This window comes from Streptosporangium lutulentum, from assembly GCF_030811455.1.
In the GTDB taxonomy this organism is placed as follows: domain Bacteria; phylum Actinomycetota; class Actinomycetes; order Streptosporangiales; family Streptosporangiaceae; genus Streptosporangium; species Streptosporangium lutulentum.
The window spans coordinates 444411-469954 of the sequence record NZ_JAUSQU010000001.1 but is presented as its reverse complement, the minus strand read 5'-3'; the positions used below and the strand labels follow the sequence as shown (position 1 = coordinate 469954).

At 69.9% G+C, this 25544-nt stretch carries 21 protein-coding genes; 8 read left to right on the top strand and 13 right to left on the bottom strand.

The genetic code is table 11. The annotated features are described in order from the left end of the window. Window positions 1-37 precede the first annotated feature (37 nt). Entirely contained in the window at window positions 38-955 is a 918-nt protein-coding gene (locus J2853_RS01990; protein ID WP_307554312.1) for a neutral zinc metallopeptidase, read from the top strand. A 276-nt stretch (window positions 956-1231) separates the two neighbouring features. Beyond that, window positions 1232-1570 (top strand): hypothetical protein, encoded by a 339-nt coding sequence (locus J2853_RS01985; RefSeq protein ID WP_307554310.1) that lies wholly within the window; start codon window positions 1232-1234, stop codon window positions 1568-1570. Between the two features lie 119 nt (window positions 1571-1689). Here the strand turns inward: J2853_RS01985 and J2853_RS01980 are convergent, their stop codons facing one another. The 4 genes from J2853_RS01980 to J2853_RS01965 form a co-directional block, all read right to left on the bottom strand. Continuing rightward, window positions 1690-2892 (bottom strand): ROK family transcriptional regulator, encoded by a 1203-nt coding sequence (locus J2853_RS01980; RefSeq protein WP_307554308.1) that lies wholly within the window; start codon window positions 2890-2892, stop codon window positions 1690-1692. A gap of 35 nt (window positions 2893-2927) precedes the next feature. Next, complete coding sequence (locus J2853_RS01975) at window positions 2928-4175, bottom strand: sugar ABC transporter permease (RefSeq protein ID WP_307554306.1); 1248 nt, start codon at window positions 4173-4175, stop codon at window positions 2928-2930. Continuing rightward, window positions 4172-4936, bottom strand: a complete 765-nt coding sequence (locus tag J2853_RS01970; protein WP_307554304.1) for an ATP-binding cassette domain-containing protein — start codon at window positions 4934-4936, stop codon at window positions 4172-4174. Before J2853_RS01970 ends, J2853_RS01975 begins: the two co-directional genes overlap by 4 nt. A gap of 180 nt (window positions 4937-5116) precedes the next feature. After that, window positions 5117-6241 (bottom strand): sugar ABC transporter substrate-binding protein, encoded by a 1125-nt coding sequence (locus J2853_RS01965; protein WP_307554302.1) that lies wholly within the window; start codon window positions 6239-6241, stop codon window positions 5117-5119. A 517-nt stretch (window positions 6242-6758) separates the two neighbouring features. Between J2853_RS01965 and J2853_RS01960 the strand changes: the two genes are divergently transcribed. Continuing rightward, complete coding sequence (locus J2853_RS01960; protein WP_307554300.1) at window positions 6759-7628, top strand: TIGR03619 family F420-dependent LLM class oxidoreductase; 870 nt, start codon at window positions 6759-6761, stop codon at window positions 7626-7628. A 182-nt stretch (window positions 7629-7810) separates the two neighbouring features. Here the strand turns inward: J2853_RS01960 and J2853_RS01955 are convergent, their stop codons facing one another. Beyond that, window positions 7811-8263 carry an Lrp/AsnC family transcriptional regulator gene (locus J2853_RS01955; protein WP_307554298.1) on the bottom strand — a complete coding sequence of 151 codons (453 nt, stop codon included), beginning with the start codon at window positions 8261-8263 and terminating at the stop codon, window positions 7811-7813. Between the two features lie 111 nt (window positions 8264-8374). Here J2853_RS01955 and J2853_RS01950 point away from each other — a divergent pair, with 111 nt between their 5' ends. After that, window positions 8375-8980, top strand: coding sequence for a LysE family translocator (locus tag J2853_RS01950; protein WP_307554296.1), 606 nt, complete (start codon window positions 8375-8377; stop codon window positions 8978-8980). A 54-nt stretch (window positions 8981-9034) separates the two neighbouring features. On the opposite strand, the gene J2853_RS01945 is transcribed toward J2853_RS01950, so the two are convergent. From J2853_RS01945 to J2853_RS01935, 3 genes are all read right to left on the bottom strand, one after another. Beyond that, the gene (locus tag J2853_RS01945) at window positions 9035-9763 is read right to left on the bottom strand and encodes a sulfite exporter TauE/SafE family protein (protein ID WP_307554294.1); all 729 of its coding nucleotides are present in this window, start codon (window positions 9761-9763) and stop codon (window positions 9035-9037) included. Window positions 9764-9956: 193 nt separating this feature from the next. After that, window positions 9957-12752, bottom strand: a complete 2796-nt coding sequence (locus tag J2853_RS01940; protein ID WP_307554292.1) for an aconitate hydratase — start codon at window positions 12750-12752, stop codon at window positions 9957-9959. A 190-nt stretch (window positions 12753-12942) separates the two neighbouring features. Continuing rightward, window positions 12943-13671, bottom strand: coding sequence for a metal-dependent hydrolase (locus J2853_RS01935; RefSeq protein WP_307554290.1), 729 nt, complete (start codon window positions 13669-13671; stop codon window positions 12943-12945). Window positions 13672-14565: 894 nt separating this feature from the next. On the opposite strand from J2853_RS01935, the gene J2853_RS01930 reads away from it, so the two are divergent. From J2853_RS01930 to J2853_RS01915, 4 genes are all read left to right on the top strand, one after another. Continuing rightward, window positions 14566-14721 carry a hypothetical protein gene (locus tag J2853_RS01930; RefSeq protein WP_307554288.1) on the top strand — a complete coding sequence of 52 codons (156 nt, stop codon included), beginning with the start codon at window positions 14566-14568 and terminating at the stop codon, window positions 14719-14721. Continuing rightward, entirely contained in the window at window positions 14718-15698 is a 981-nt protein-coding gene (locus J2853_RS01925) for an ornithine cyclodeaminase family protein (RefSeq protein ID WP_307554286.1), read from the top strand. Before J2853_RS01930 ends, J2853_RS01925 begins: the two co-directional genes overlap by 4 nt. Before the next feature lie 637 nt (window positions 15699-16335). Continuing rightward, complete coding sequence (locus tag J2853_RS01920) at window positions 16336-17127, top strand: PadR family transcriptional regulator (RefSeq protein WP_307554284.1); 792 nt, start codon at window positions 16336-16338, stop codon at window positions 17125-17127. Window positions 17128-17134: 7 nt separating this feature from the next. Then, window positions 17135-17704, top strand: a complete 570-nt coding sequence (locus tag J2853_RS01915; protein ID WP_307554282.1) for a DUF1707 SHOCT-like domain-containing protein — start codon at window positions 17135-17137, stop codon at window positions 17702-17704. Between the two features lie 115 nt (window positions 17705-17819). Here J2853_RS01915 and mug read toward each other — a convergent pair whose 3' ends face one another. The 5 genes from mug to J2853_RS01890 form a co-directional block, all read right to left on the bottom strand. Next, complete coding sequence (gene mug, locus J2853_RS01910) at window positions 17820-18317, bottom strand: G/U mismatch-specific DNA glycosylase (protein WP_307568569.1); 498 nt, start codon at window positions 18315-18317, stop codon at window positions 17820-17822. A 148-nt stretch (window positions 18318-18465) separates the two neighbouring features. Next, window positions 18466-19875 carry a sugar porter family MFS transporter gene (locus tag J2853_RS01905; protein WP_307554280.1) on the bottom strand — a complete coding sequence of 470 codons (1410 nt, stop codon included), beginning with the start codon at window positions 19873-19875 and terminating at the stop codon, window positions 18466-18468. Between the two features lie 77 nt (window positions 19876-19952). Next, complete coding sequence (locus J2853_RS01900; RefSeq protein ID WP_307554278.1) at window positions 19953-21116, bottom strand: VLRF1 family aeRF1-type release factor; 1164 nt, start codon at window positions 21114-21116, stop codon at window positions 19953-19955. A 109-nt stretch (window positions 21117-21225) separates the two neighbouring features. Beyond that, window positions 21226-23799, bottom strand: a complete 2574-nt coding sequence (locus J2853_RS01895; RefSeq protein WP_307554277.1) for a polynucleotide kinase-phosphatase — start codon at window positions 23797-23799, stop codon at window positions 21226-21228. After that, window positions 23792-25489: a 3' terminal RNA ribose 2'-O-methyltransferase Hen1 gene (locus J2853_RS01890; protein WP_307554275.1), complete on the bottom strand. Its 1698-nt coding sequence runs from the start codon at window positions 25487-25489 to the stop codon at window positions 23792-23794. Before J2853_RS01890 ends, J2853_RS01895 begins: the two co-directional genes overlap by 8 nt. Between the last annotated feature and the right edge of the window lie 55 nt (window positions 25490-25544).

The following is a 25544-nucleotide window of genomic DNA, read 5'->3' as shown; positions in this document are numbered from 1 at the left end:
GCACTTTGTCCACACTTGCCCTAGCCTTTTCCTCACAATGGACACCTTCCCCCCCAGGCGACCATCGTCACTGCTCGTCGCCTCCCTAATCTTCCTGGTGGCGGGCGCGGGAGTCATCGTCATCGCCGGTCCCTCCCTCGTCTCCTCCGGTGTCCCGCCCGCCTCCGAGGCGGGCTCCCCCATCGCCAGAACGACCTCCGTCGCCAAAGCCCCTCCCCCCGCCAAGGCTCCTCTCGCCGGGGAACGGGCGGCGCCGCGCGGTCGCGCCGCCGCGACCGCGAGCCCTCTCTACCGCGTCGGCGCGCTGCCCAGGACCGGCTGCCGGGCAGGACAGATCCGCGCGGGGGACGCGGCCTCCTACCGGGCCTTCATGACCCGCGTGAACCGGTGCCTGAACCAGACCTGGAAGACCCAGTTCAGGAAGGCCAAACTTCCCTTCTCCCAGCCGAGACTCCGCTTCGTGACCTCCCGGGTGAGCAGCCCCTGCGGCCGCTGGCCCACCGGGGCGGGCGGCTATTACTGCTCCGCCAACCGCACCATGTACATCGGCGTGACCCGTAAGACGCTGAAGGACGCGTACGGCCCCAACCACGCCCAGTTCATGGCGCATGAGTACGCTCACCACGTGCAGCAGCTCGCCGGCATCCTGCCCTACTACGGCCAGAGCGCCTGGAAGGCCAAGCCGTCCGCCAAACTCGCCCTCTCCCGGCGCCTCGAACTCCAGGCCGACTGCCTGGCCGCCGCCTTCCTCCGCGGGGTCGCCGCCGACCTGCCGGTCACGCGGCAGCACTGGAACTCCATGATCCAGTGGATCGCCGCCAACGGCGACAAGACCTGGCCGCGCAACGACCACGGCAAGGGCCGCAGCCAGGCCTACTGGATGGAACGCGGCTTCAGCTCAGGCTCCCCCGCCTCCTGCAACACCGGGCTCGCCTCCGCGCGCAGCGTCAGCTGACTCCCACGCCCCTCTCCGCGCTCTCATCCGGGATCGCCCGGCCGTCACCCGTACAATCGCTTCCGCCCGGGGAACGGTTCCTTTCCACCCGATGGAATTCCCGCCACCCCGGACCGGGCCGCGGCCGACACCCCCGGGCTCGATCACGAATGGCGAAGTCCCATTGACCGTGCGTAGTCTGGTGCCACCACCTGAGCGCCCTCCACGTGTCATCGACCGCCAGGTCTGGTTCCCCCTACTGTTCGACTGCGAGGAGAGATGGCGTTGGACGCGAACATGGAAACGCGGGTAAAGATCGTGGAGGGCGAGATCGTTCTGCTCCGCGAGGAGTCCAGGGAGCATCGGGCCACGACGGCGGCGATCATGATCATCCTCAACGACCTCCGCACGACCACGCACGAGCTCCGGGCCACCACGAACGAGCTCCGTACGACCACGAACGAGCTCCGGGCCGAGATGCGGGCGGGCCACGCCGAACTCCGAGAGGAGCTCGGCACGGTCAAGCGCTCCGTCGGGAATCTTGAGGTTTCGATGAAGCGGGTCGAGGGTGATGTGGCCGAGCTCAAGGCCGGGCACATCGAGCTGCGCAACCTGGTCTCCGGCCTGGTCAGGTAACGCGTGCCGACCGGCGGCGCCCCGGAGACGCGGGGTGCCGCCGGTCGGCGGCGGGCCCGCGCGGGGGAACGACCGCGCGAAAGGACGGGGGCGGCCGGCGGGAGCCGTACGGGGGAGGCTCAGGAGCCGGCGCGGGCGAGGACCTCGATGGGGTCGGCGAGAACCTGGGCGAAGGCCAGTTCGGCGGCGCCTACGAGGGTGGCGTCGTCGCCGAGGGCCGAGGTGCGCAGGCGGAGGGTGTCGCGGCAGGTGGGGAGGGCGTCGACGGCGAGGCGGCTGCGGACCTGCGCCGCGGAGCCGAGATAGATCTCCCGGAGCATGCCCCCGAACACGACCATCTCGGGGTTGAAGATGTTGACCAGGTTGGCGACGCCCAGGCCGAGCCAGTCGCCGACGCGGCTCAGAGCGGCCTGGGCGCCGATGTCGCCGCGGTCGGCGGCGTCGACCACGGCGCGGACGGCGTCCCTGCCGACGCCGGAGCCGAAGAGGCCGGCGGATTCGAGCAGGGCCCGCTCCCCCACCTCGGCCTCCAGGCAGCCGAGCGAGCCGCACCCGCAGGAGCGGCCCTTGGGGTTGACGACCATGTGCCCGACCTCGCCGCCGAATCCCCCGTAGCCGCCGAGGAGCTGGCCGTTGACGATCACTCCGCCGCCGATGCCGACGTCGCCGTGGAGGTAGACGAGATCGCGGCAGCCGACGCCGACCCCGCGGGTGTGCTCGGCGAGAGCGGCGAGGTTGGCGTCGTTGCCGACCATGACCGGCAGGCCGAACGCCAGCCTCCGGGCCATCTCGTCGGCGAACGGCACGTCCACCGCCCCCATGTTCGGCCCGAACCTGACGACGCCGTCGCCGCGGGCCACCCCTCCGGAGAAGGCGGCCGCCACCCCGACACACACCGTGTCGGGCCGGGTCTTGCGGTGCATCTGCCGCGCGAAGGAGGCCAGCGGCCCGACGATCTCCTCCAGGGAGAAGGCGCCGCGCCGCCGTACCGTCTCCCGCCGGTCCAGGATCGTGCCGCCCAGGCCGACGCGGGCGGCGACCAGGCGGTCGACACCCACGTCCAGGGCGAACACGTAGACCCTCGCCGACTCCGGGCGCACCACCAGGGACGGACGTCCGGCCCTGCCCGTCTCCCTGGGGAGTTCCTCCCTGACCAGGCCCGCGGCGGTCAGGTCCGCCGTGAGGGCCATGATCGTACTGCGGTTGAGCCCCATCCGGCTGGTGAGTTCCGCGCGCGAGGTCGGCCCGCCAAGATGGACGTGACGGAGCAGAGCACCAAGATTGTGGCGCCGGATCTCCTCTTGAGAGGGGCCTGCCCGCATCGCGTGGGATTCCTTCGGTGGATCGAGGTCGCTGATCACCTTAGACCAGTGGCGGCCGCCCGCTTGCGGGACAGCGCGTCCACCATGGCGGCCAGCAGCAGGACCGAGCCGGTGACCATGAACTTGATGCCGGCGCTGTAGCCCATCAGGCCCATGCCGTTCTCGATGATCGCGACCACGGCGCCGCCGAGGACGGCGTCCAGCACCCGGCCCTTGCCGCCGAACAGGCTCGTGCCGCCGATGACGGCGGCGCCGACCGCGTAGAGCAGCACGTTGCTGCCGCCGGTGTTGGGGTCGACGGAGCTGGCCCGGGAGGCTGCCATGATGCCGCCGACGGCGGCCATCGAGGAGCAGATCACGAAGGCGCTGATCTTCATCCGGTCGACGTTGATGCCCGCCCGGCGCGCGGCCTCGGCGTTGCCGCCGACCGCGTAGAGGTGGCGTCCGAACGCGGTACGGCGCAGCACGAACGTCAGGACCAGCAGCAGCACCACGATGATGGGCACCACGATCGGCACGCCCGCGAGCGAGACGACCGCGGGGTTGCGGCTGCGCTCCAGGTTGAGGAAGTAGACCGCGAGCCCGCCGAGCAGCGTGAGGGAGCCCACCCGGACCGCGATCAGCGAGATCGGGTCGGAGGTCAGGCCCCGGGCGGCGCGCTTGCGGGCGCGCAGCAGCTGGAGTCCCGCGTAGGCGGCGACGCAGGCGGCCAGCAGGATCCAGCCCAGCACGGGCGGGAGGTTCTTGTTGGCGATGGCGAGGATCGTCTCGTCGCGGATGGCGATGATGGTGCCGCCCTGGACCAGCAGCAGGACGAGTCCCTGGAAGGCCAGGAAGGCGGCGAGCGTCACCACGAAGGACGGGATGCCGAGTTTCGCGACGATGGCGCCGAGGGTGGTGCCGATCACCACGCCGGTGAGAATGGCCGCGCCCACCGCCACGTACCAGGGCAGTCCCTGGCTGCTGAGCATGATCGCGAGCACCGCGGCGCAGACGCCGCTGGCGAAGCCCGCCGACAGGTCGATCTCGCCGAGGAGCAGCACGAAGACCAGGCCCATGGCGATCACGGTGACCGCGGCGCCCTGGGTGAACAGGTTCGCGAAGTTGCCGGTGGTCAGGAAGGAGGGCCGCAGGACGGCGAAGATCGTGCAGAGCACGACGATGCCGAACACGGCGGGTAGCGCGCCCATGTCGCCGCCGCGGACCCGCTCCGCGTAACCGCGGACGTTGGTCCTGATCGAGGGCGCCTCGTGCGCACGCTTCGGGGAAATCGTGGCGGTCATACGGTGACTCCGTTGGTGAGGCCGAGGTCCCCGCTGCGGCCAGAGGTGATCAGTTCGACGACCTGCGCGTGGGTGACGTCCGAGGTCTTCACCTGGGCCGCCATCCGGCCGAGGTAGAGGGTGGCGATCCGGTCGGACACGGCGAACACGTCGTTCATGTTGTGCGAGATCAGGACGACGGCCAGTCCCTGGTCGGCGAGGCGGCGGACCAGCTCCAGCACCTGGGCCGTCTGCGCGACGCCGAGCGCGGCGGTCGGCTCGTCGAGGATGACGACCTTGCCGTTCCAGAGCACGGCCTTGGCGATGGCCACGGTCTGCCGCTGTCCGCCGGAGAGGCTGGCGACGAGCTGGCGGATGGACTTGACCGTCCTGACCGACAGGCTCTCCAGCGTTCTGGCCGCCATCTCCTCCATGGTGTCCTCGTCGAGGACGAGGCCGCGCTTCTGCTCGCGGCCGAGGAACATGTTCTGGACGATGTCGAGGTTGTCGCAGAGCGCGAGGTCCTGGTAGACGATCTCGATGCCCAGGGCGCCGGCGTCGCGTGGGCTGTGAACCTGGACGGGCTTGCCGTCGAACAGGTATTCGCCGGAGTCGATCGGGTAGATCCCGCCGACGCACTTGACGAGGGTGGACTTGCCTGCGCCGTTGTCTCCGACCAGCGCGGTCACCTCTCCGAGATGGACGGAGAAGTCGACGTCGTGCAGGACCTGTACGGGACCGAAACTCTTGTCGATCCCACGAAGTTCCAGTACGGGGGTCATTAGGTGCTCCCTGTGTTCATTTCCCGTAGCGAGGCCCGGGCGTCTGAGGCGTGTGCCTTCCCTCGTCGCTCGGAAGTGCTCGTCACGCGCATTTCCTCGTCCCTGGGGGCACCGCCGCCGCACCCGGGCCGAGGGGGTACGGCCGGCGTGAAGGTCACCGGCCGTACCCCCCTCAGCGCGTTACTGGATTCCGGCCTCGGTGCACTTGGCGGCGAACTCGCCGGTGCACAGCTCGTCCTTGGTCACGTAGCCGTCCGCGACGACGTCCTTCACGTTGTCGAAGAAGATGGCCTGCGGGTCGAGGAGGACGGCGGGCACGTCGGCGCCGCTCTCGGTGTCCTTGACCGTCGCGGGCGCCGTGGGCTTCTCACCCTTGGCCAGGCCGATGGCGAGCGCGGACGCCGCGTCGGCCTCCTTCTTGATCGCCTTGTAGACCGTCATGCACTGGTCGCCGGCGAGGATGTTCTGCAGACCCTGCACGGTGGCGTCCTGGCCGGTGACCGGGACCTTGCCGTTGAGGCTGTTCTTCTTCAGCACCGCGATGGCGGCGTTGCCCAGGCCGTCGTTGGCGGCGAGAACGCCGGCGATCTTCGGCTGCTCGGTGAGCATCTGCTCGAAGATCGTGCCCGCCTGCGCGTTGTCCCAGTCCGGAACCGACTGGTCCGGGCCCTTGACGTACTCCTTGGCGTCGTACTTGGGCGTGAGCACGCCGTCGTAGCCGTTCTTGAACAGCGTGGCGTTGTTGTCGGTGGGCGAGCCGTTGAGCTCGGCCACGATCGGCTTTTCGATCTTCTTGTCGGTCAGGCACTTGACCAGGCCCTCACCCTGAAGGGTGCCGACCTTGGTGTTGTCGAAGCTGACGTAGTAGGAGGCGCCGCCGTTCAGGGTCAGGCGGTCGTAGTCGATGGTGGCCACACCCTGGGCCTTGGCCTTGTCGAGTACGGCCTTGCCGGTGCCGCTGTCCAGGTTGACGATCATCAGGACCGTGGCGCCATTGGTGATCATCTGGTCGGCGATGGTCTGGAACTGGGTCTTGTCACCCTGCGCGTTCTGGATGTCGTAGGCGACGCCCGCGGCCTTGAAGGCCTCCTCCAGGTACTTGCGGTCCGCGGTCTCCCAGCGGGCGGAGGACTTGCTGTCCGGCAGGATGACGCCGACCTTGCCGGCGGCGGCGGGAGCGGACGCGCTTCCGGAGGATGCTGCGCCACTCGGGGCAGCGGTGGTGTCACCATCGCCCCCGCAGGCGGTGAGGCCGAGGGTCATTACCGCGGCGGCGGCGGTCAGGCTGAGGATCCCCTTGCGCATGATGCACGGGTCCTTTCTTCGAAAAGGTGGGGGGTCTGGGAGTGCGGCATGCCGAATTCACGGGTACGGCGCTCCGGGTCTCGGCTCACCGTTCCTTTGAATGTTGTTTGCGGCAACGTATTCTGCCGTTGGCCTGGAACGCCAGACCCCCTGTAGGTAAAGTTTGTTGTGGCCGGTAACAATCCAGAAACGCACGCTTAACCCCGGGTGCTCCGCGCGATCGTGATTCGCCGAGACGGCTGTCACCTGGTCACGGTCGTCGTCACCGATCTGGGCCGAGGTGAGCCGTGGCCCGCGACGGGGGCCACCCCGGGGGTTCGCGCATGACGACCGCGAGACACAGTCGTGACCGGGCGCACGTTGCCTTGACGCCGACGACAGGGTTTTAACGTGGCTGCGACAAGCAGGTGGGGAAAGCCGTCGACGCATGACGAGGCCACGACGCCTCCGCGATACCGGTCACGCCGACCGGCGACCGCCCACCCATCGCATCGGCTGACCGACCGGAGAAACGACGATGAAGTTCGCAGTCAGCTACAGCACGCCCTACTACGGCATCGACCCTGACAAACTCATGGCCTACGCCCAGCACGCCGAGGACTGCGGCTTCGAGTCGCTGTACCTGCCCGAGCACATCGTGCTGTATCCCGGTGCGACGGCCGGGCGCTTTGAACTCCCCCCGTCGCTGCCGTACTTCGATCCGCTCGATTGCCTGAGCTTCGTCGCCGCGGCCACGCGACGGATCCTGCTCGGAACGGGTGTGCTGCTGCTGCCGTACCACCATCCGGTGGTCCTCGCCAAGCGCCTGGCGACCGTCGACGTGCTGTCCAAGGGGCGGATGAGGCTGCTGACCGTGGGGCTCGGCGCCCTGCCCGGCGAGGCTCAGGCGATGGGGGTCGACTTCGGCACCCGCGGCCGTCGCGCCGACGAGGCGATCGACGTGATGCGGCTGCTCTGGGGCGGCGGCGAAGACGGTGTCGGCTTCGCCGGGGAGTTCTTCGCCTTCGACAACCTGTGCCAGTTCCCGAAGCCCTACGGGGTCACCCACCTGCCGATCCACATCGGCGGATCGAGCCGGGCGGCCGCACGCCGTGCCGGGCGACGCGGCGACGGCTACTTCCCCGGTGGCGCGCTCGATCCCGACGAGCGCGCCGTCCAGCTGGACCTCGCCCGATCGGCCGCCGTCGAAGCCGGCCGCAGCCCGGAAACGCTGGAGTACACGCGATCGGGGTCGATCGACATGACCGTCGACCAGGTCGAGGCATTCGCCGCGCAAGGCGTGACCCGCATCGTCGTGGGCGCCACCGCCACCGAACCGGACCGGCAACGCGAGGAGATGTCCGCGTTCGCCCAGCGGTTCGCCCTCCTCGAACACCTCTCCGGCTAGTCCGGCCCGACGTCAGCGGCGCCGTACAGGCCGGACCCGCCGGAAGCCACCCGGCCGCGGGAAAGGCTCGGGCGCCGTCACCTCTCGCCACCGTTTCACATGCCGGAAGGATGGGACCGGGCAGCGCTTGGGTGAGGATCGGTGCCCGGGGTCCGGGCGGGACCAGGCGTCCTGGTCCGAGGTCAGGTGGGCAGGGGCCGGTCGTTCACGACGTGTTTCATGACGAGGGTGGAGTTCAGGCGTTGCACGCCGGGGAGCGCGGACAGGACGTCGTCTTCCAGCTCCTGGTAGGCGGTCAGGTCGGCGGTGACGATGCGCAGCAGGTAGTCGGGGTCGCCGAACAGCCGTTGCGCCTGCACCACCTCGGGCACCCGCGCGACGGCCTCCTCGAAGCCCAGCAGGGTGTCGCGGTCCTCCTGGCGCATGGTGACGAAGACGAGCGCCTGGAACGTCAGGCCGAGGGCGCTCGCGTCGACGATCGCCCGGTAGCCGCGGATCGTCCCGCCGCGCTCCAGCTCCCGCAGCCGGCGGTGGCACGGCGAGACACTCAGCCCCACCCGTGCGGCGAGCTCCGTGATCGTCAGACGGCCGTCTTCCTGAAGCACAGCAAGAATCTTCCGGTCGATCGCATCCACGTAGAAAATACTTCCACATGTACGGCCCCATCGGGGAAAAGTTGGAAACACCTTTGGGCGCATTGAACGTATTCTTCCCATATTCGCTGCTCGACCGGGAGGAATCCGCTCATGGCCGCCAGCTCCGTGCTCGCTTTCTGGGCGGTCGCGTTCCTGCTCATCGTCGTCCCGGGCGCGGACTGGGCCTTCACCATCGGTGCCGGACTGCGGGGCCGGTCGGTGTACCCGGCGGTGAGCGGGCTGATCGTCGGCTACGCCGCGATCACCCTCGTCGTCGCGGCCGGGGTCGGGGCCCTGGTCGCCGGATCCCCGGCCGCCCTGACCGGCCTCACCCTCGTCGGCGGCCTCTACCTGGTGTGGCACGGCGCGATGACCTTCGCCCACCCCGCCACACCCGACGCTCCGGCCGGCGGGCCGGCCGGCACCGACTGGAACACCTTCCTGCGGGGCATCGGCGTCAGCGGCCTCAATCCCAAAGGTCTGCTGCTCTTCCTCGCCCTGCTCCCGCAGTTCACCGACCCGCACGGCGCCTGGCCCGTCGCCGGGCAGATCGGCGTCCTCGGCCTGACCTTCATGGCCACCTGCGCCCTCTTCTACCTCTGCCTGGGCGCCCTCACCCGCACCGTCCTGCACCGCCGGCCCGCCGCGGCGCGCCTCGTCAGCCGCCTATCCGGAGCCGCCATGATCGGCCTCGGAGCCTGGCTGATCGTCCAGTGACAACCGTTCCGGCTCGCCCGCGCCGTCACCGCCGGTGAGCGGATCTGCCAGGGGTCACCCCTCAAGGAGAGTCGTAGCGATCAGCAGCAGGGCGGACACTCCGGCCAGCGCGAGGATCGCGCCCCTGACCCGCCCGCCGTCCAGAAAGCGCCGCAACGGCCTGGACGCCAGGAAGCCCACGACGAGAAACGGGATCAGCAGTGCCCCGGAGGTCAGCGCCTGCGCGGGGAGCTTGCCGAGGAGCGCGAGGATGCCCAGCGACTGGGCCGCGCTGAGGAGGAAGAACATCGCGAGCGTGGCCCTGATCTGCGGCCCTTTGGCGTTCTGGTAGACCAGCGCTATCGGCGGGCCGCCGACCCCGGTCGCCGTGCCGGTGATCCCCGAGACGAAACCCGCTCCCGTGATGGTCCATCCGTTGCGCGGCACGGTCACCGCCCAGGCGGTGAGGCCGACCGCGACAAGCACCATCGTGCCGACGAAGACGCCCAGGGCCTGGGTGGAGACGTAGACGACGACCAGGCCGCCGAGGACGCTGCCCGGCAGCCTGCCGAGGACCGCGAAACCCAGCCCGCGCCAGTCCACCCTGCGCCACTCGGCCGCCAGCGTGAACAGGGGCAGCGTGACGTTCACGACCTGGATCGCCCCGGGCATGACCGAGGGGTTCACCATCGTGATGATCGGCGCGGCCACCAGTCCCATGCCGAAGCCGACCGCCCCTTGCACGATGGCTCCGACAAAAACTGATAAACCAACCAAAAGCAGGGTAAAAACCTCGTCGTTCATGACGAGGACCATAGAACCCGATCATCTCTATCGGGCGAGTGGACAATCTCCTCTGCCCGCAGGGCCGCCCACGTGGCGGGGACACCGGCGGAAACGCGAAACCGCCCGGAGGGAGGGTGTCCCTTCGGGCGGTTTCGTATGGGGTGTCTCCCCGGTTGCGGGCGGGGCTTACGTGCGGCCCCGCCCCCCTGCCTCAGCTCTTGGCGAGCAGGGAGCGCAGGACATACTGCATGATGCCCCCGTGGCGGTAGTAGTCCGCCTCTCCGGGGGTGTCGATGCGCACGACGGCCTGGAATTCCTTGTCGCCCGCCCTGACCGTCACGGTCTGCGGGACGCCGCCCCGGTTGAGCTCCTCGACCCCGATGACGTCGAAGGTCTCCTCGCCGGTCAGGCCCAGCGACTGTGCCGTCTCCCCCTCGGGGAACTGCAGCGGCAGCACGCCCATGCCGATCAGGTTGGAGCGGTGGATGCGCTCGTAGGACTCGGCGATGACGGCACGGACGCCGAGCAGCGCGGTGCCCTTGGCCGCCCAGTCACGCGAGGAGCCGGAACCGTACTCCTTGCCCGCCAGGACGACGAGCGGGATGCCCGCGGCCTGGTAGTGGGCGGAGGCGTCGTAGATGAACGACTGCGGGCCGCCGTCGAGGGTGAAGTCACGGGTGTACCCGCCCTCGACGCCGTCGAGCAGCAGGTTCTTCAGCCGGATGTTGGCGAAGGTGCCGCGGATCATCACTTCGTGGTTGCCGCGGCGGGAGCCGTAGGAGTTGAAGTCCTTGACCGCGACGCCGTTCTCGCGCAGGTACTCCGCGGCCGGGGTGCCCGACTTGATGGAACCCGCCGGGGAGATGTGGTCGGTGGTGACCGAGTCGCCCAGCTTGGCCAGCACCCGGGCGCCGGAGATGTCGGTCACCGGCTCCGGGGAGGCGGGCATGCCCTCGAAGTAGGGGGGCTTGCGAACGTAGGTCGAGGTCGGGTCCCACTCGAAGAGGTTGCCGGTCGGGATCGGCAGCGAGCGCCAGGTCTCGTCACCCTCGAACACGTCGGCGTAGTCGTGCAGGAACATCTCCCGGTCGATCGAGGAGGCGACGACCTCCGCGATCTCCTCCTGCGACGGCCAGATGTCGGCGAGGAACACCGGTTCGCCGTCCGAGCCCACGCCCAGCGGCTCGGTGTTCAGGTCGAGGTCCATGGTGCCCGCGAGGGCGTAGGCGACGACCAGCGGCGGCGAGGCCAGGTAGTTCATCTTGACCTCGGGGTTGATCCGGCCCTCGAAGTTGCGGTTGCCGGACAGCACGGCGGTGACCGCGAGGTCGTTCGCCTGGATGGCGGAGATGATCTCCTCCTGCAGCGGGCCCGAGTTGCCGATGCAGGTGGTGCAGCCGTAGCCGACCAGGTTGAAGCCGAGCTTGTCGAGGTACGGCTGGAGGCCCGAGCGCTCGAAGTAGCCGGTGACGACCTGCGAGCCGGGGGCGAGGGAGGTCTTGACCCACGGCTTGCGGGTCAGGCCCTTGTCCACCGCGTTCCTGGCGAGGAGCGCGGCGCCCATCATGACGAACGGGTTGGAGGTGTTCGTGCAGCTGGTGATGGCCGCGATGGTCACCACGCCGTGGTCGATCTCGAAGCTGGTGCCGTCGGCCAGGGTGACCTGGACCGGCTTGCGCGGGCGGTCGCCGTTGAGGCCGGGGGCGTGCGGCTCGTCGCCGTTGCCGCCGTGCGAGATCGACGGGGAGTCGGAGGCCGGGAAGGACTCCTCGGAGGCCTCGTCCACCGGGCCCGGGACGACCGGGGCGTAGTCCTTGACGGCCGCGCGCCAGGCGCTCTTGGCGTCCGACAGCGCGATGCGGTCCTGCGGGCGCTTGGGGCCGGCGATCGAGGGGACGACCGTGCTCAGGTCGAGCTCGATGTACTCGGAGAAGACCGGCTCCTCGCCCGCCGGGTCCAGCCACAGCCCCTGGGCCTTGGCGTAGGCCTCGACCAGGGCGACCTGCTCCGCGGACCGGCCGGTCAGCGTGAGGTAGTCGATCGTCTGGCCGTCGATCGGGAAGATCGCGCAGGTCGAGCCGAACTCGGGGCTCATGTTGCCGATCGTGGCCCGGTTGGCCAGCGGGACGCTGGACACGCCGTCGCCGTAGAACTCCACGAACTTGCCGACGACGCCGTGCTCGCGCATCATCTCGGTGATCGTGAGCACCAGGTCGGTGGCGGTGGCCCCCGCGGGGAGCCTGCCGGTCAGCTTGAAGCCGACCACGCGCGGGATCAGCATGGAGATCGGCTGACCGAGCATCGCGGCCTCGGCCTCGATGCCGCCGACGCCCCAGCCGAGAACGCCGATGCCGTTCTCCATGGTGGTGTGGGAGTCGGTGCCGACGCAGGTGTCGGGGTAGGCGGTCAGCACCTCCTCGCCGTTCTTGCCGACGCTCCGCGTCATGACGACGCGAGCCAGGTGCTCGATGTTCACCTGGTGCACGATGCCGGTGCCCGGCGGGACGACCTTGAACTCGTCGAAGGCCGTCTGACCCCAGCGCAGGAACTGGTAGCGCTCGCGGTTGCGCTCGTACTCCCGGTCGACGTTGCGCTGGAAGGAGTCGGCCCCGCCGAAGAAGTCGACGATGACCGAGTGGTCGATGACCATCTCGGCCGGCGCGAGCGGGTTGATCTTGGCGGGGTCGCCGCCGAGGTCGCGGACGGCCTCGCGCATGGTCGCCAGGTCCACGACGCAGGGAACGCCGGTGAAGTCCTGCATGATCACGCGGGCCGGCGTGAACTGGATCTCCACGCTCGGGGTGGCCGCCGGGTCCCACTGACCGAGGGCCCGGATGTGGTCGGCGGTGATGTTCGCGCCGTCCTCGGTCCGGAGCAGATTCTCAAGAAGGATCTTCAGACTGTACGGAAGGCGTCCCGACCCCTCAACGGCGTCCAGCCGGTAGATCTCGTATCCCGCGTCACCGACGCGGAGCGTGTCACGGCTGCCAAAACTGTTCGCGGACACGGTTCGCCTCCCTCATCACCCTGGTGTCTGGTGCGCCGTACTGAAGGCGCAGTTGAATCCTGCCGCACCATCGGAGTGCCCGAGTCTGTTAGGTACGCCTAACTTGTCGGTCGCCCACGGGTTGCAGCGGATGTCTCGATATCAAGATATCCCTACAGATATCTCGACATCAAGTTACCCGCCAGTATGCTCACAGGGGGGCGAGGCGGAAGTACAGCAGTCCGAGAACGGCGACCGAGAGCACCGGGGCGAGGAATTTCTGCTCGAACTTCTTGCCCGTCTTGATGCCGATCTTCCATGGCAGCAGCCAGTTCTGCTGCAGCGGCCACAGCACCGGACAGCCCTTCTCCGTGCAGCAGTCTCCCAAGACGTGGATGAGACACCCGACCGCGACCGCCAGCCCCAGCCAGGCATAACCCACGTTCTCACTGCGGAACACCACGAACAGCCCTGCGGTCATGCCGATGTTGAGGACGGCCGAGGCGAACTTCTTGCCCGGGATGCCGATCCCGATCGACCGCAGCGACAGGCCGATCAGCAGCACGACCATGATGTCGCGGCCGATCGTGAAACTGTTGGCGAGGTAGTGGGTGCCGAATCCCATGGCGATCGCGAACGCCAGCGAGTGTGTGGCGTTACGGTGACCGCCGCTCAGCCACGACACGGCCTTGCTCAACCCCCAGGTGATCGGCCCGAAGGTCTGCGCGATCGTCGCGCTGGGATGGTCGAGGTCGGGCAGCATCGCGGCCCCGGCGCAGATGATCGTCCCCGCGACGAACTCGGCCGGGGTGAGCGCGTTCACCATGACGCCGGTCTCCATGAACCTGGAGGACTCGGTGAGCAGCGGCAGGGCCGCCAGTGCGGGTGCCAAGCCCAACCAGGCGATCGCTCCCGTCAGCGCGTGCGTATGCCCCATCATCGCTCAAACACCACCATCAAGATCACCCCGGGCGACTCTACGGCAAAGCCTCCTCCGGGCGGAGGACCGTGCCATTTTGCAGTATCGATGTGTCGCGCAAGCGAGATCAACCCGCCACGGTGGCGCTCTTTGCCCTTCCTTGATTCCAAGGTCATCCGAGGCGGAGAGGCCCGCCCCGGCCGACGCGCCCGCCCGTGCGAGTCTCGCCTGGTCGGGCCCCTGACGGCGGTGGCGGTCGCCGGGCGGTCACGAACACCTCCGTGAACGGAGAGACCGGAAGGGCCAGGGTCGCCGGAGAGCACGGGGAGAACGGGGTGACCGAGGTGGCCGAGGTGACCGGAGGACAGACAGGTCCGGTGACGGCCGGGATGGCTGGAGGACAGGCGGGCCCGGCGACAGCCGGGATGTCTGGAGGACAGGCGGATCCGGTGACGGCCGGGATGGCCGGAGGACAGGCGGATCCGGCGACGGCCGCCGCTCGTCGAAGACGGATGGCGCCGTTCAGAGGGAGTGCGATCCCCGCCGCCGGCCGAGATCGCGGCCGACGCGGCCTTCGCCTGAGAAGACACGCGATCCGCCGGAGGATCTCCGGCGGATCGGCGTCAAGGTCCTGAAACAACAGACGGGACCGTTCCGCACCGAAAGCACCCCCCAGCCCTTCCGGCACGGAACGAATCCCGTCTATGTCATTTGTAACGTGCAGGTCTCAATGCTTGTTCCAAAATCCGCCAAGTTTTAGGTGATCTGCCTCACTTCTTCTCTGGGTAACATCAAAATCACGCCTGGTAACGGACTTCGGGGACGGCTCGACGGACAGGATCCGCCGGTGCGCCGAAGCCCCGGAAATCCCCCGCCGGGTCTCCGAGCCGCACGTCCCCGAAGGTGGGACCGCGAATGCGGAACGGTCCAACCGGAGCGTTCGGTGAGCCGACGGACTACGAGGCGTGCGCCGCCGGCTTCGACGCCCACGGCCGGGCGTACAGCCGGGCCGCCGACGGCGATACCCGGATCCGGCCGATCCGCACCGGGCTGGCACCATCGTCGGCGTGACCCGGATCCTCACCCACCGAGACCTGATCTCCCTGCTCGACCCGGACGCCTGCGTCGAGACTCTGCGCGACGGCTTCACCCGGAGCGACGCCACGGCCGTCCCCGGGCAGCGCATCCGCACCGACCTGCCGTTCCCGGGCACCGCCACCGCGCTGATCCCGGGATTGCTGCCCGGGATCGACGCCTACACGGTGAAGGTCAACGCCAAGTTCCCCGGGGCCCGGCCCGCCCTGCGCGGGGTCATCTGCCTGCACAGCGGACAGGACGGCGAGTTGCTCGCGCTGCTCGACTCGGCGACGATCACGGCCTGGCGTACCGGCCTGGCGGCGGCGCTCGGCACCCACGTCCTGGCCACCGCCGATCCCGGGAGGGAGACCGTCCTCGGCGTCATCGGCGCGGGAGCCCAGGCCGAACTGACGGTCCTCGGTCTGGGACGGCTCCGCCGGGTGGACGGGCTGGTCGCGTACGACCTCGACCCGGCCCGCGCGGCCTCCTTCGCCGCCCGCCACGGCGGCCACAGCGTCGGCTCGGCCGCCGAGGTCGCCGCCCGCGCCGACATCGTCCTGCTCGCCACGTGGTCACGCGCCCCGCTGCTCCGACTCGCCGACACCCGGCCCGGGCAGCACCTCACCAGCCTGGGCGTCGACGAGCCCGGCAAGCGGGAACTCGCCGCCGACGTGCTGGAGGCCGCCCTGCTCGCCGTCGACGACCGGCCGCTCGCCGCCGCCATGGGCGTGCTCGCCTCGGCCGGGCTGCCGCCGGAGGCCGCTCACGCCACCCTGGGCGAGATCCTGCGCGGTGAGCATCCCGGCCGCACCGACCCCGGCCGGCGCACCGTCTACGCCCCCGTGGGGCTTCCGTGGCAGGACCTCGCCCTGGCCTGGCTCGCCTATCGCGAGGCGGAGCGTCGCGGCCTCGGCACCGAGGTCGACTTCCTCGGCCCCCCGCCCGGACGAGGCCTCCCTCCGTCTGGATGAGGCTCCCCTCCGTCTGGATGGGGCCTCCTTCGTCTGGATGGGGCTCCCCTGCGCCCGCGAAGATTCCCGCCATCAAGCTCATGGACGGCGCCTCCTCACCGGAAGGAGACCGCCGGGCCCGGGCGGGGCGACGACCCCGTGGCCGTGCCCCGGCCCTTGGGGGTCTCGCCGCCTGGGGAGCGGCCGATCCACGGGCGCGGGCGCCGCTTCCGGGTGACCGTCACGTGGTCGTGCCACTCTCTGTGACATGCGCGTTCTCCCCCCGTCGATGAGGGCGATATGCCCGCCGCCCCCGTGGTCAACCGTGACGTCGCCTCCACGACGGCGACGCCGGGACCCCGTCGAGCGGCGTGGCCGGGCGGTCCGTGGCCGGGCGGTCCATGGCCGGCGTTCCGGAGCGCCCGGCCACCGGCTGCCGCTCCTGCGATCACTCGCCCGCGGCGTACGGCGAGCGGGCCTGACCCCGGTCCGGCGGCACGGACCGGACAAAAGAAGCATGCCCTCCCGCTCTCAGGCAAGGCATCTGACCAGCCAAAACTCCTTATGTCCCCATACAGTCTTGCTAGATAGAATGTTCTCGATATATCTTTGAAGCATCGAGAGCGATCCAAAGACGATCGCGATACAAGGAGACGACATGAATTCAGCAGACGCGATGGGCGGCCAGTGGATCGGCGTCCCGCACGAGGTCCGGCGCGAGATGAAGCGCGCGGCCAGGGAGGCCTGGCGGAACATGGCCGCCGGCTGGCACCACGGAGAGCCACATCACGGAGGGCCCCACCACGGGGAACAGCGCGGACCTCACCAGGGGGGACCCCATGAGGGAGGCCCGCACGAGCATCGGCACCGCGGTCACCGCGGCCCCTTCCCCGGCGGCTTCCCCTGGGACTTCGGCCGGGGCGGCCGAGGGCGCGGAGGCCCGTTCGGCGGCGGCCCGTTCGGCGGAGGACCCCCGTTCGGCCGGGGGCGCAAGGCGAAGCGGGGCGACGTCCGCGCCGCGATCCTCGCGCTGCTCACCGAGGACTCACACAACGGGTACCAGATCATCCAGGAGATCGAGCAGCGCAGCCAGGGCGGCTGGAAGCCCAGCCCGGGGGCGGTCTACCCGGCGCTGCAGCAGCTCACCGACGAGGGCCTGGTCCTGTCGGAGGAGAACGACGGCCGCAAGACCTTCCGCCTCACCGACGCCGGCCGGGCATATGTGGCCGAGCACTCCGACGAGGTGCGCGCTCCCTGGGAGGAGATGACGCCCGACGTCGACGGCAGCACCTGGGAGCTGATGGACCTCGCCCGCCAGTCAGGGTTCGCCATGTTCCAGATCCTGCAGACCGGCAGCGACGCGCAGATCCAGCAGGCCCGGCAGACCATGATCGAGACGCGCCGCAAGCTCTACCAGATTCTGGCCGACGGCGACCCCGGCGAGGAGTGAGCAGACGATGACCGCCCGAGACGATCTCCGCATCGGAGACGCCGAACGCGAAGCGGTGATGACGGCCCTGCGCGAGCACTACGCGCAGGGCCGCCTGACCCACGAGGAGCTCGACGAACGCCTCGAACTGGCCCTGTCCTCGCGCACCGGCCGCGAGCTGGCCCTCGTGGGTGCCGATCTTCCCGACCTGTACGGCTCTCACCCCGAGGACCCCGAGGACGCCGAGGACTTCCGCGGGCGCGGGGGACCCGGCCGGGCCTGGCGGCACGGTGCGGGATGGGGCCCCGGACCTCACCGGCACGGACCTCACCGGCACGATCATCACGGGCACTACCCGCGGTGGGGCGCCCCTCATTCCGCGGCCTGGCGTCATCGCCACCCGGCCCGCCGGGGTGGGCCGCCGTTCGTTCCCGTCCTGATCCTCCTGCTGGTCGTGGGGGTGGCGACCATCGGGTTCGGGGTGCTGAAGTTCGTCCTCCTCGCCTGGCTGGTGATGGCCGTGCTGGGCGGGATTCACCGCAGGCGGCGGCACTCCGGGGCCGGGTCCCGCAGGATCGGCCGTCCGGGCCCCTTCTGAGCGGCTCCGGACCTCGGGCGGGTCATGAGACGCTGACACCCGCGCCACCTCACGCGGGCCCCGAGGGGCCGTGTGAGCGGCGCGGGACCCTCCCCCTTCGCCTCCAGGGGGAACCTCAGTCCAAGGACTCCCGGAGCCGCCGCATCTCCCCCGCGATCCGGTCCAGCGGCCAGTGCGCGTTGAGACCGCTGGGATTGGGCAGCACCCACACCCTGACCCCGGCGACCGTCTCCTCCTGAGGGCCGATCACGGCTTTCGGCCGGGCGAAGGCCGTACGGTAGGCGGAGACCCCCAGGACGGCGAGCACCTTCGGCCGGATCTCGGCCACCAGCGCGGTCAGCCGCTCGCCGCCCTCGACCAGCTCGGCCCGGGTCAGGTCCGACGCCACGGCACTGGGACGCGTCACGACATTGGTGATGCCCAGCCCCATGGAGGGAAGCCCTCCCTGCTCCCCGGGGGCCAGCAGCCGGGGAGTGAAGCCGGAGCGGTACAGCGCGGGCCAGAAGCGGTTGCCGGGCCGGGCGAAGTGGTGGCCGGTCGCCGCCGAGTAGAGGCCGGGGTTGATGCCGCAGAACAACACCTCCAGCGCCGGCCCGAGCACATCCTCGATCATCCGGTCTCCGGCCGCGGCGAGGTCGGCCTTCGTCGGCCGCGCCGCAGGTGTGGCCGACGAAGGCCCACCCTCGCCCGAAGGCACCCGCTCGCCCGAAGGCACCCGCTCAGACCCGGACATCCACACCTCCCGATGACACGGGGTGAAGCTACCCCATCTCCTCCAGCTTCCGGCCCTTGGTCTCCCTCACCTTGAACAGCACGAAGACGAAGGACAGCACGGCGAAGAAGGCGTAGCCCACATAGGCGCCGGCCAGGCTCCACGCCGCCAGCGACGGGAACGAGACCGTGATGAGCCAGTTGGCCAGCCACTGGGCGGAGGCGGCCACCGAGAGCGCGGCGGCCCTGATCCGGTTGGGGAACATCTCACCGAGCAGCACCCAGACGACGACCCCCCACGACAACGCGAAGAACAGCACGAAGGCGTGCGCGGCGAACAGGGCGACGTAGCCCTGCGCCTCCGGCAGCCTGACGGTGTCGCCGGACGGGACGCCCGAGCTGAACGCCCACGCGGCCGTGGCCAGCGAGATCGCCATGCCCGCGGAGCCGATCAGCAGCAGGGGCCTGCGGCCGATCCTGTCGACCAGTGCGATGGCGATGAACGTGCCGACGATGTTGATGATCGAGGTGGAGAAGCTGATCAGCAGCGAGCTGCTCTGGTCGATGCCGATCGACTGCCACAGCGACGCCGAGTAGTAGAAGATGACGTTGATGCCGACGAGCTGCTGGAAGACCGAGAGCAGGATGCCGATCCAGACGATCGGCAGCAGCCCGAGCCTCGGGCCCCGCAGGTCGCGGAGCCGGGGCCGTCGCTCGCTGCGCAGCGATTCCTGGATCTCCGCCAGCCGTTCGTCCAGGTCGACGCCCTCGCCCTCCACCTCGGCGAGCACCCTGCGCGCCTGGAGCGGTTTCCCCGCCGCGACGAGGAACCGCGGCGACTCGGGAATGACCGTCGAGAAGAGCAGGTAGAGCAGGGCCGGAACCAGGCAGGCGCCGAGCATCCACTGCCAGGCCTGCAGGCCGGCCAGCTCGTTGTTGACGTCACCCCCGGCCGTCTCCGCGATCGCGTAGTTGACCAGCTGGGAGACCGCGATGCCCAGCACGATGGCGAGCTGCTGGAAGGATCCCAGCCGCCCCCGGTAGGCGGGTGGCGAGACCTCGGCGATGTAGGCGGGCCCGATCACCGAGGCCATGCCGATTCCCACGCCGGCGAGCACTCGCCAGAGGGCCAGATCCCAGAGCGCGAACGGCAGCGCCTGGCCGACGGAACTGACCGCGAACAGGATCGCGGCCACCTGCATGGTTCTCGTGCGCCCCCAGCGGTCGGCCACTCCCCCGGCGATCCACGCGCCGACCGCCGAACCCAGCAGCGCGATCGCGACCACGAACCCGATCTGGACCGGGCCGACGCCGAAGTTCTTCTGAATCCCGGTGACGGCTCCGTTGATGACGGCACTGTCATAGCCGAAAAGGAATCCGCCGATCGCCGCCGCGGCGGTGATGAAGACGACGTGACCGAGGTTCTCGTTGGAAGTACCCGATGGGGCAGTGCTGGCCATGACAGTCCTTTCCCCCGAAAGGAAGTATGAGACGTCAATACCCCGATCAATGCGGGTGATCACCCAACGGCCGTCGTCTACCAGCGCATAATCGCGGCGACCCCGTCGTAATCGGCGAGAATTCTCGAGGCCTCGCGATCCAGGACGGTGACCTCCGCGTCGATGTCCAGAGCGCGCTCGATCATGCGCTCACCCATCGCGGACTCGGGGACGAGTGTCTTCTCCGACTCTCCCGGCGGGATCTCGCCGGGCAGGTGGAGCATCCCGTAGTCCGTACGGCTGCCGCTCCACTCGCGGGACTCGTCCAGCAGCAGGTTCGCCACCCGGCTCTCGTTCAGCGCGTGGAGCGTGTCCCTCAGTCCCAGGACCCCGCGCCCGCCCGCCAGCGCGGCGTCCTTGGCCCGGTTCGCGAGGCCGGCGCCGTACCGGGTCCTGGCGGCCTTCAGCTGCGGGCCCACGTACTCGACGATCTTCACCGAGGACAGCGGGTCGACCACCGCGTCGATCTGGATGACGTCGCCGCTCAGCTCTCCCGCCAGGACGCCGGTCAGCTGGACGTCGCCGACCAGCACGAGAGTGGTCCAACCCCTCCCCGCGGCATGGGCGCCGAGCTGCGGCGCGTCCGCGCGCAGCAGCCTGGCGAGGTTGTCCTCGACCCTGCTGGCGAACCTCTCCCTGTGCGACACTCCCTGCTGGGAGAACTCCGAGGGCGCGGGACCGCGCATGTCCCGCCAGTCCTCGACGCCGACCCCGTAGGACGACCTTCCGATGTCCTCGACCATGCCGTACCGGTAGTCGATCACGCGCAGCCCGTCCCTGCACACGACCACGATCCCGGCGGGCGGTGCGGCCTCCACCGTGTTGACCAGTGGGCGCACGTAGGCCGTCGGCTCCAGCACGACCTGGTCGACGACCGGCAACTGGAAGGAGAAGACCCGCACCTCGCCGTCGCCGACCGGGGCGAACATCACCCGCCCCAGCCCGGATTCGGTGGGGTCGAGGAGCCGCCGGAAAGACCGCTCCAACCCCTCCAGGCGTTTGAGGACAGCCGTCCTCCGTGTCCGGTCCTCGCCGGCCATGACCCGCCCCCGCAGCTCCGACAGCGCGTTGCGGAAACGAATTCGCCAGGCGGGCCGTGAGGACGTCTCCTCACGTGGGTCCGCATTCAGATAGAACGACAGCACCCCGGTCCGGTCGCTGATGGAAACGACTTCCCGCAGGGCAGCGCGATCGAATTTCACGGCGTTCCTCCCCGGTGGTCGGCTCTTAAAAGCCTAAAGACCGGGGAGAGGAATGCCGTCGTCGCGATCAGGAATATGTCTTCCTGCTTCACCTGCCTTTGTCCAAAAATCAAAGACGAGGATCCACCGGTTCGGATTCCAGGGCCAGAACCGCGAAGACCGCCTCATGGACCCTCCACAGCGGTTCCCCCTCGGCCAGCCGGGACAGCGCCTCCAGCCCGAGCGCGTGCTCGCGCAGGGCGAGCGAGCGTTTGCGGCCCAGGAACCGGTGGCGCAGGACCTCCAGGCTCTCGGTGTAGTCGGGGCCGTAGATGATCCGCAGATACTCCCGCCCGCGCACCTTGATCCCCGGTTGCACCCGGCTCCGTCCTCCTGGCGTGCCCGCGCCCCCGGTCACCTCCGTGGCCGCGCCGGCTCCGCCCGCCGCCGGGTCCGCCACCGGGCCGTCCGGCGGCCCCAGCGGCTTGACCACCATGCCCTCCCCGCCCTCGGCGGTCAGTTCCGACCACCAGGCGGTCGCCGCGTCCCTGGACTCCTCCGAGCTCAGATCCACGAACCGGTGCCGGGTGGGCGCGATCAGCGGATCGTCGAGCCGGGACAGCATCTCCAGGTGCCAGGAGTGCGGCTCCAGCACCGCGGTCGCCCGGCCCTCGCAGGCGAGGATCTGGAACGGTGCCAGACGCAGACCGTCCAAACCTGAGACAGGCCAGCAGTAACGGGCATATGCGTCTCTAAAGAGGGCAGCGTTGGTGGAGCGGCGGCGGGTGCGGTCCAGCAAAGAGCTCACATCCAACCCGCGCCCAGCCGCCGCTTCCAGCACGGTGATCGCCTCCGGCAGCGCCGTACGGGCGGCGGCGCCCACCGACGCGTACTGGTCGCGGATCAGCCCCTCGGCCTTGGCCGACCAGGGCAGCAGCTCGCAGTCGAGGGCGATCCAGTCCGATCCCAGCTCGTCCATGAGCGGCGTGCACGCCCGCCTGAGCCGCTCCACGAGTTCGGCGGTGTCGGCGAAGAACGACCTGCCGGTCCTGGTGTAGACCGTCCCCGCGCTCCCGTCCGTGATCCCGAACCGCGCGGCCGCCGCCTCCGGGCTCCTGGCCAGTACGGCCACCGCCCGCGAGCCCATGTGCTTCTCCTCGCACACGACCCGGGCCACTCCGGCCGCCGCGAACTCGGCGAACGCCTCGGCCGGGTGCTCCAGGTAGCCGTCGAGCCTGGAGGTCTCCGGCGGCGCCATCGTCGGCGGCAGGTAGACCAGCCAGCGCGGATCGACGGCGAACCGGCTCATGATCTCAAGCGCGGCGGCCGAGTTCTCCTCCCGGATCTTGATGTGCCCGCCGCCGTGGCGTACCTCGATGTGCCTGGTCCCCCGCACGTCCTCGATGGAGAGCATGCCCGGGTCACGGTGGCCGGGGGCCGCGAACGGCTTGGCCGACTCGTACCAGACCTTTTCCGCGGGCACCGAGACGATCTCCTTGTCCGGGTAACGCAGCGCGGTCAGCTTCCCTCCGAAGACCACCCCGGTGTCCAGGCAGATCGTGTTGTTGATCCACTCGGTCTCGGGGACAGGGGTGTGGCCGTAGACGACCATGGCCCGTCCCCGGTACTCCCTCGCCCAGGGGTAGCGCACCGGCAGGCCGTACTCGTCGGTCTCGCCGGTGGTGTCGCCGTACAGCGCGAAGGAGCGCACCCGGCCCGAGGCACGGCCGTGGTAGGCCTCCTTCAGGCCCGCGTGCGCGACGACGAGCCTGCCGCCGTCGAGACGGTAGTGGCTGATCAGACCGTCCATGAAGGCCAGCGCGGCCCGCCGGAACTCCTCCGGCTCGGCGGCGAGCTGGTCCAGCGACTCCTGCAGGCCGTGGGCGACCTTGACCTTGCGGCCGTTGAGGGCGCGGGCCAGCTTCTGCTCGTGGTTGCCCGACACGCACAGTGCGGTTCCGGCCGCGACCATGCCCATGACCAGCCGGAGCACGCCCGGAGAGTCCGGTCCCCGGTCCACGAGGTCGCCGACGAACACCGCCGTCCTGCCCTCCGGGTGGGTGGCGCCCGTACCGCCGGGGGCGATCCGCCATCCCAGGGTGCGCAGCAGCGTCTCCAGCTCGGAGCGGCAGCCGTGCACGTCGCCGATGATGTCGAACGGCCCGGTCAGCTCACGCCTGTCGGTCCACGACTTCTCCGTGACGACGACGGCGGCCTCGATCTCCTCGGTCCCGCGCAGCACGTGGACCCGGCGGAACCCGTCCCGGGAGATCTTGGCCATGGACCGCCGCAGGTCCTTGCGCTGCCGCCGGATCACCTGGGGGCCGAAGTTCCGGTCGGGCCTGACCTCGTTGCGCGCGATCGCCACCTCCTCGGGCACGTCCACGACGATCGCGTCGACCAGCACGTTGTGCTGTTTGGCCAGGTCGATCAGGCTCTTGCGCGCCTCCCACTGGACGTTGGTGGCGTCGACGACCGTGAGCAGCCCCCGCTTGAGCCTGGTGCCGACGATGTAGTGGAGCACGTCGAAGGCGTCGGAGGTGGCGGTCTGGTCGTTCTCGTCGTCGGACACCAGCCCGCGGCAGAAGTCAGAGGAGACCACCTGCGTGGGGGTGAAGTGCTTGCGGGCGAAGGTCGACTTCCCGCTCCCGGACACCCCCACGAGCACGACCAGCGACATCTCCGGCACATTGATCTCAGTCATCTCCACCTCCCACGACCGCGGCGTTTCCAGCGTTTGCGATGTTTCCCGTGCTCACGGCGCTTCCGGCGCCCACCTCGTTCTCAGCGCGTACGGCCTCCCCGGCGCCCCCGGCCTTCTCGGACTCCCCGGCACCCCCGGCGCCCGCGATGCCGAACACGGCCATCTGGGTGGGCGGGCCCACCTCGGGGTCGTCGTCGCCGACCGGCAGGAAGGCGACGCGGTAGCCGTACTCGCCGCAGACCGTCGCGGCCCATGCCCGGAACTCGGCCCGGGTCCACTCGAAGCGGTGATCGGAGTGGCGCATGCCCTCCAGGAACTCGTAGCGCACGTTGTGCTCGACGTTGGGCGTCGTGACGATCACATGCTTCGGCCGGGCCGCGCCGAAGACCACCCGCTCCAGCGCGCTCAGCCTGGACGGGTCGACGTGCTCGACGACCTCCATGAGCACGGCGGCGTCGTATCCGGCGAACCGGTCGTCGGTGTAGGTCAGCGCGCCCTGGAACAGCTTCAGCCGCTCCACCTGCCTGTCCGGCATCCGGTCGAGCTTCAGTCGCCTGGCCGCGATCGCCAGCGCCTGCGCCGACACGTCCGTCCCGGCCACCTTGGTGAAGCGCGGCCTGCCCAGCAGCGCCCCCACCAACTGGCCCGACCCACAGCCCAGGTCGATCACCGTGTGCGCGCCCAGCTCCTCCAGCACGCCGACCACGGCCTCACGCCGCAGGGTGTTCAGGGGCCGCTTCCGCACCGCTCCTCCGGCTTCCGCCTCACCACCCCGCGTCACCTCGCCGTCCGGCCCGGCATCACCGCCCGGCACCGTCTCGCCGTCCGGCACCGTCTCACCGTCCGGCACCGTCTCGCCGTCCGCGGCCGGGGGCTCCTCGCCCCGCGGGACGGGGAAGGTCTCGGCGGCGGGCTCCTCCTCGACGGGAGGTTCGAGGTCCTCCTCCACGTCGTCGCCGAGCTCGGCCAGCCGGGCGAAGGCCGTACGGGTCAGCGTCCCGCGGCGGCCGAGGTAGCGACGGGTGATCAGGCCCCTCTCCGGGTGGGCGGCCAGCCAGGACTCACCTGCCCGGATCAGCTTGTCCACCTCGTCGGAGGCGATCCAGTAGTGCTTGGAGTCGTCGAGCACCGGGAGCAGCACATAGAGCTGGTTGAGCGCGTCGGCCAGGCGCACCTCACCCCGCAGCGCCAGCCCCACGTAGCGGGAGTCGCCCCACTCGGGGAACCCCTCGTCCAGCGGTACGGCCCGCGCCTCGACCTCCCAGCCCAGCGGTTCGAACAACCGGCGAGCCAGCCTGGGACCGCCCCGGCAGGGCAGCACAGGCAGCGCGACCTCCAGCGGGATCGGCCCGGCTGCCAGCTCCGGACGGCTGTCGCAGCGTCCGGTGCGTGCCGTGCGGAACACGTCCCCCAGCGCCACGGCCAGCAGTGACGACGCGGCGTAGGGCCGGTCGTTGACGTACTGGCCCATGGAGTAGTCGGGCGTGGACCGGCCGCGGGAGCGCACCAGCCGGACCGGGTCGACGTCGAGCATCAACGCCGCCGTGCAGCGTTCCTCGTCCGCCTCCGGGTAGAAGACGCGGGCCGTGCCGTACGACTGCCCGAACTCCTGGACCCGGTCAGGATGCTTGTGCAGCAGGAATCCGAGGTCGGTCGCGGGCCGTACGGTCGTGGAGATCGTTAGCAACACCCGGCTCAGTGTGCCTTAAGTCCGACAAGTCAGGCCATCGTTTAAACGAGCCCGG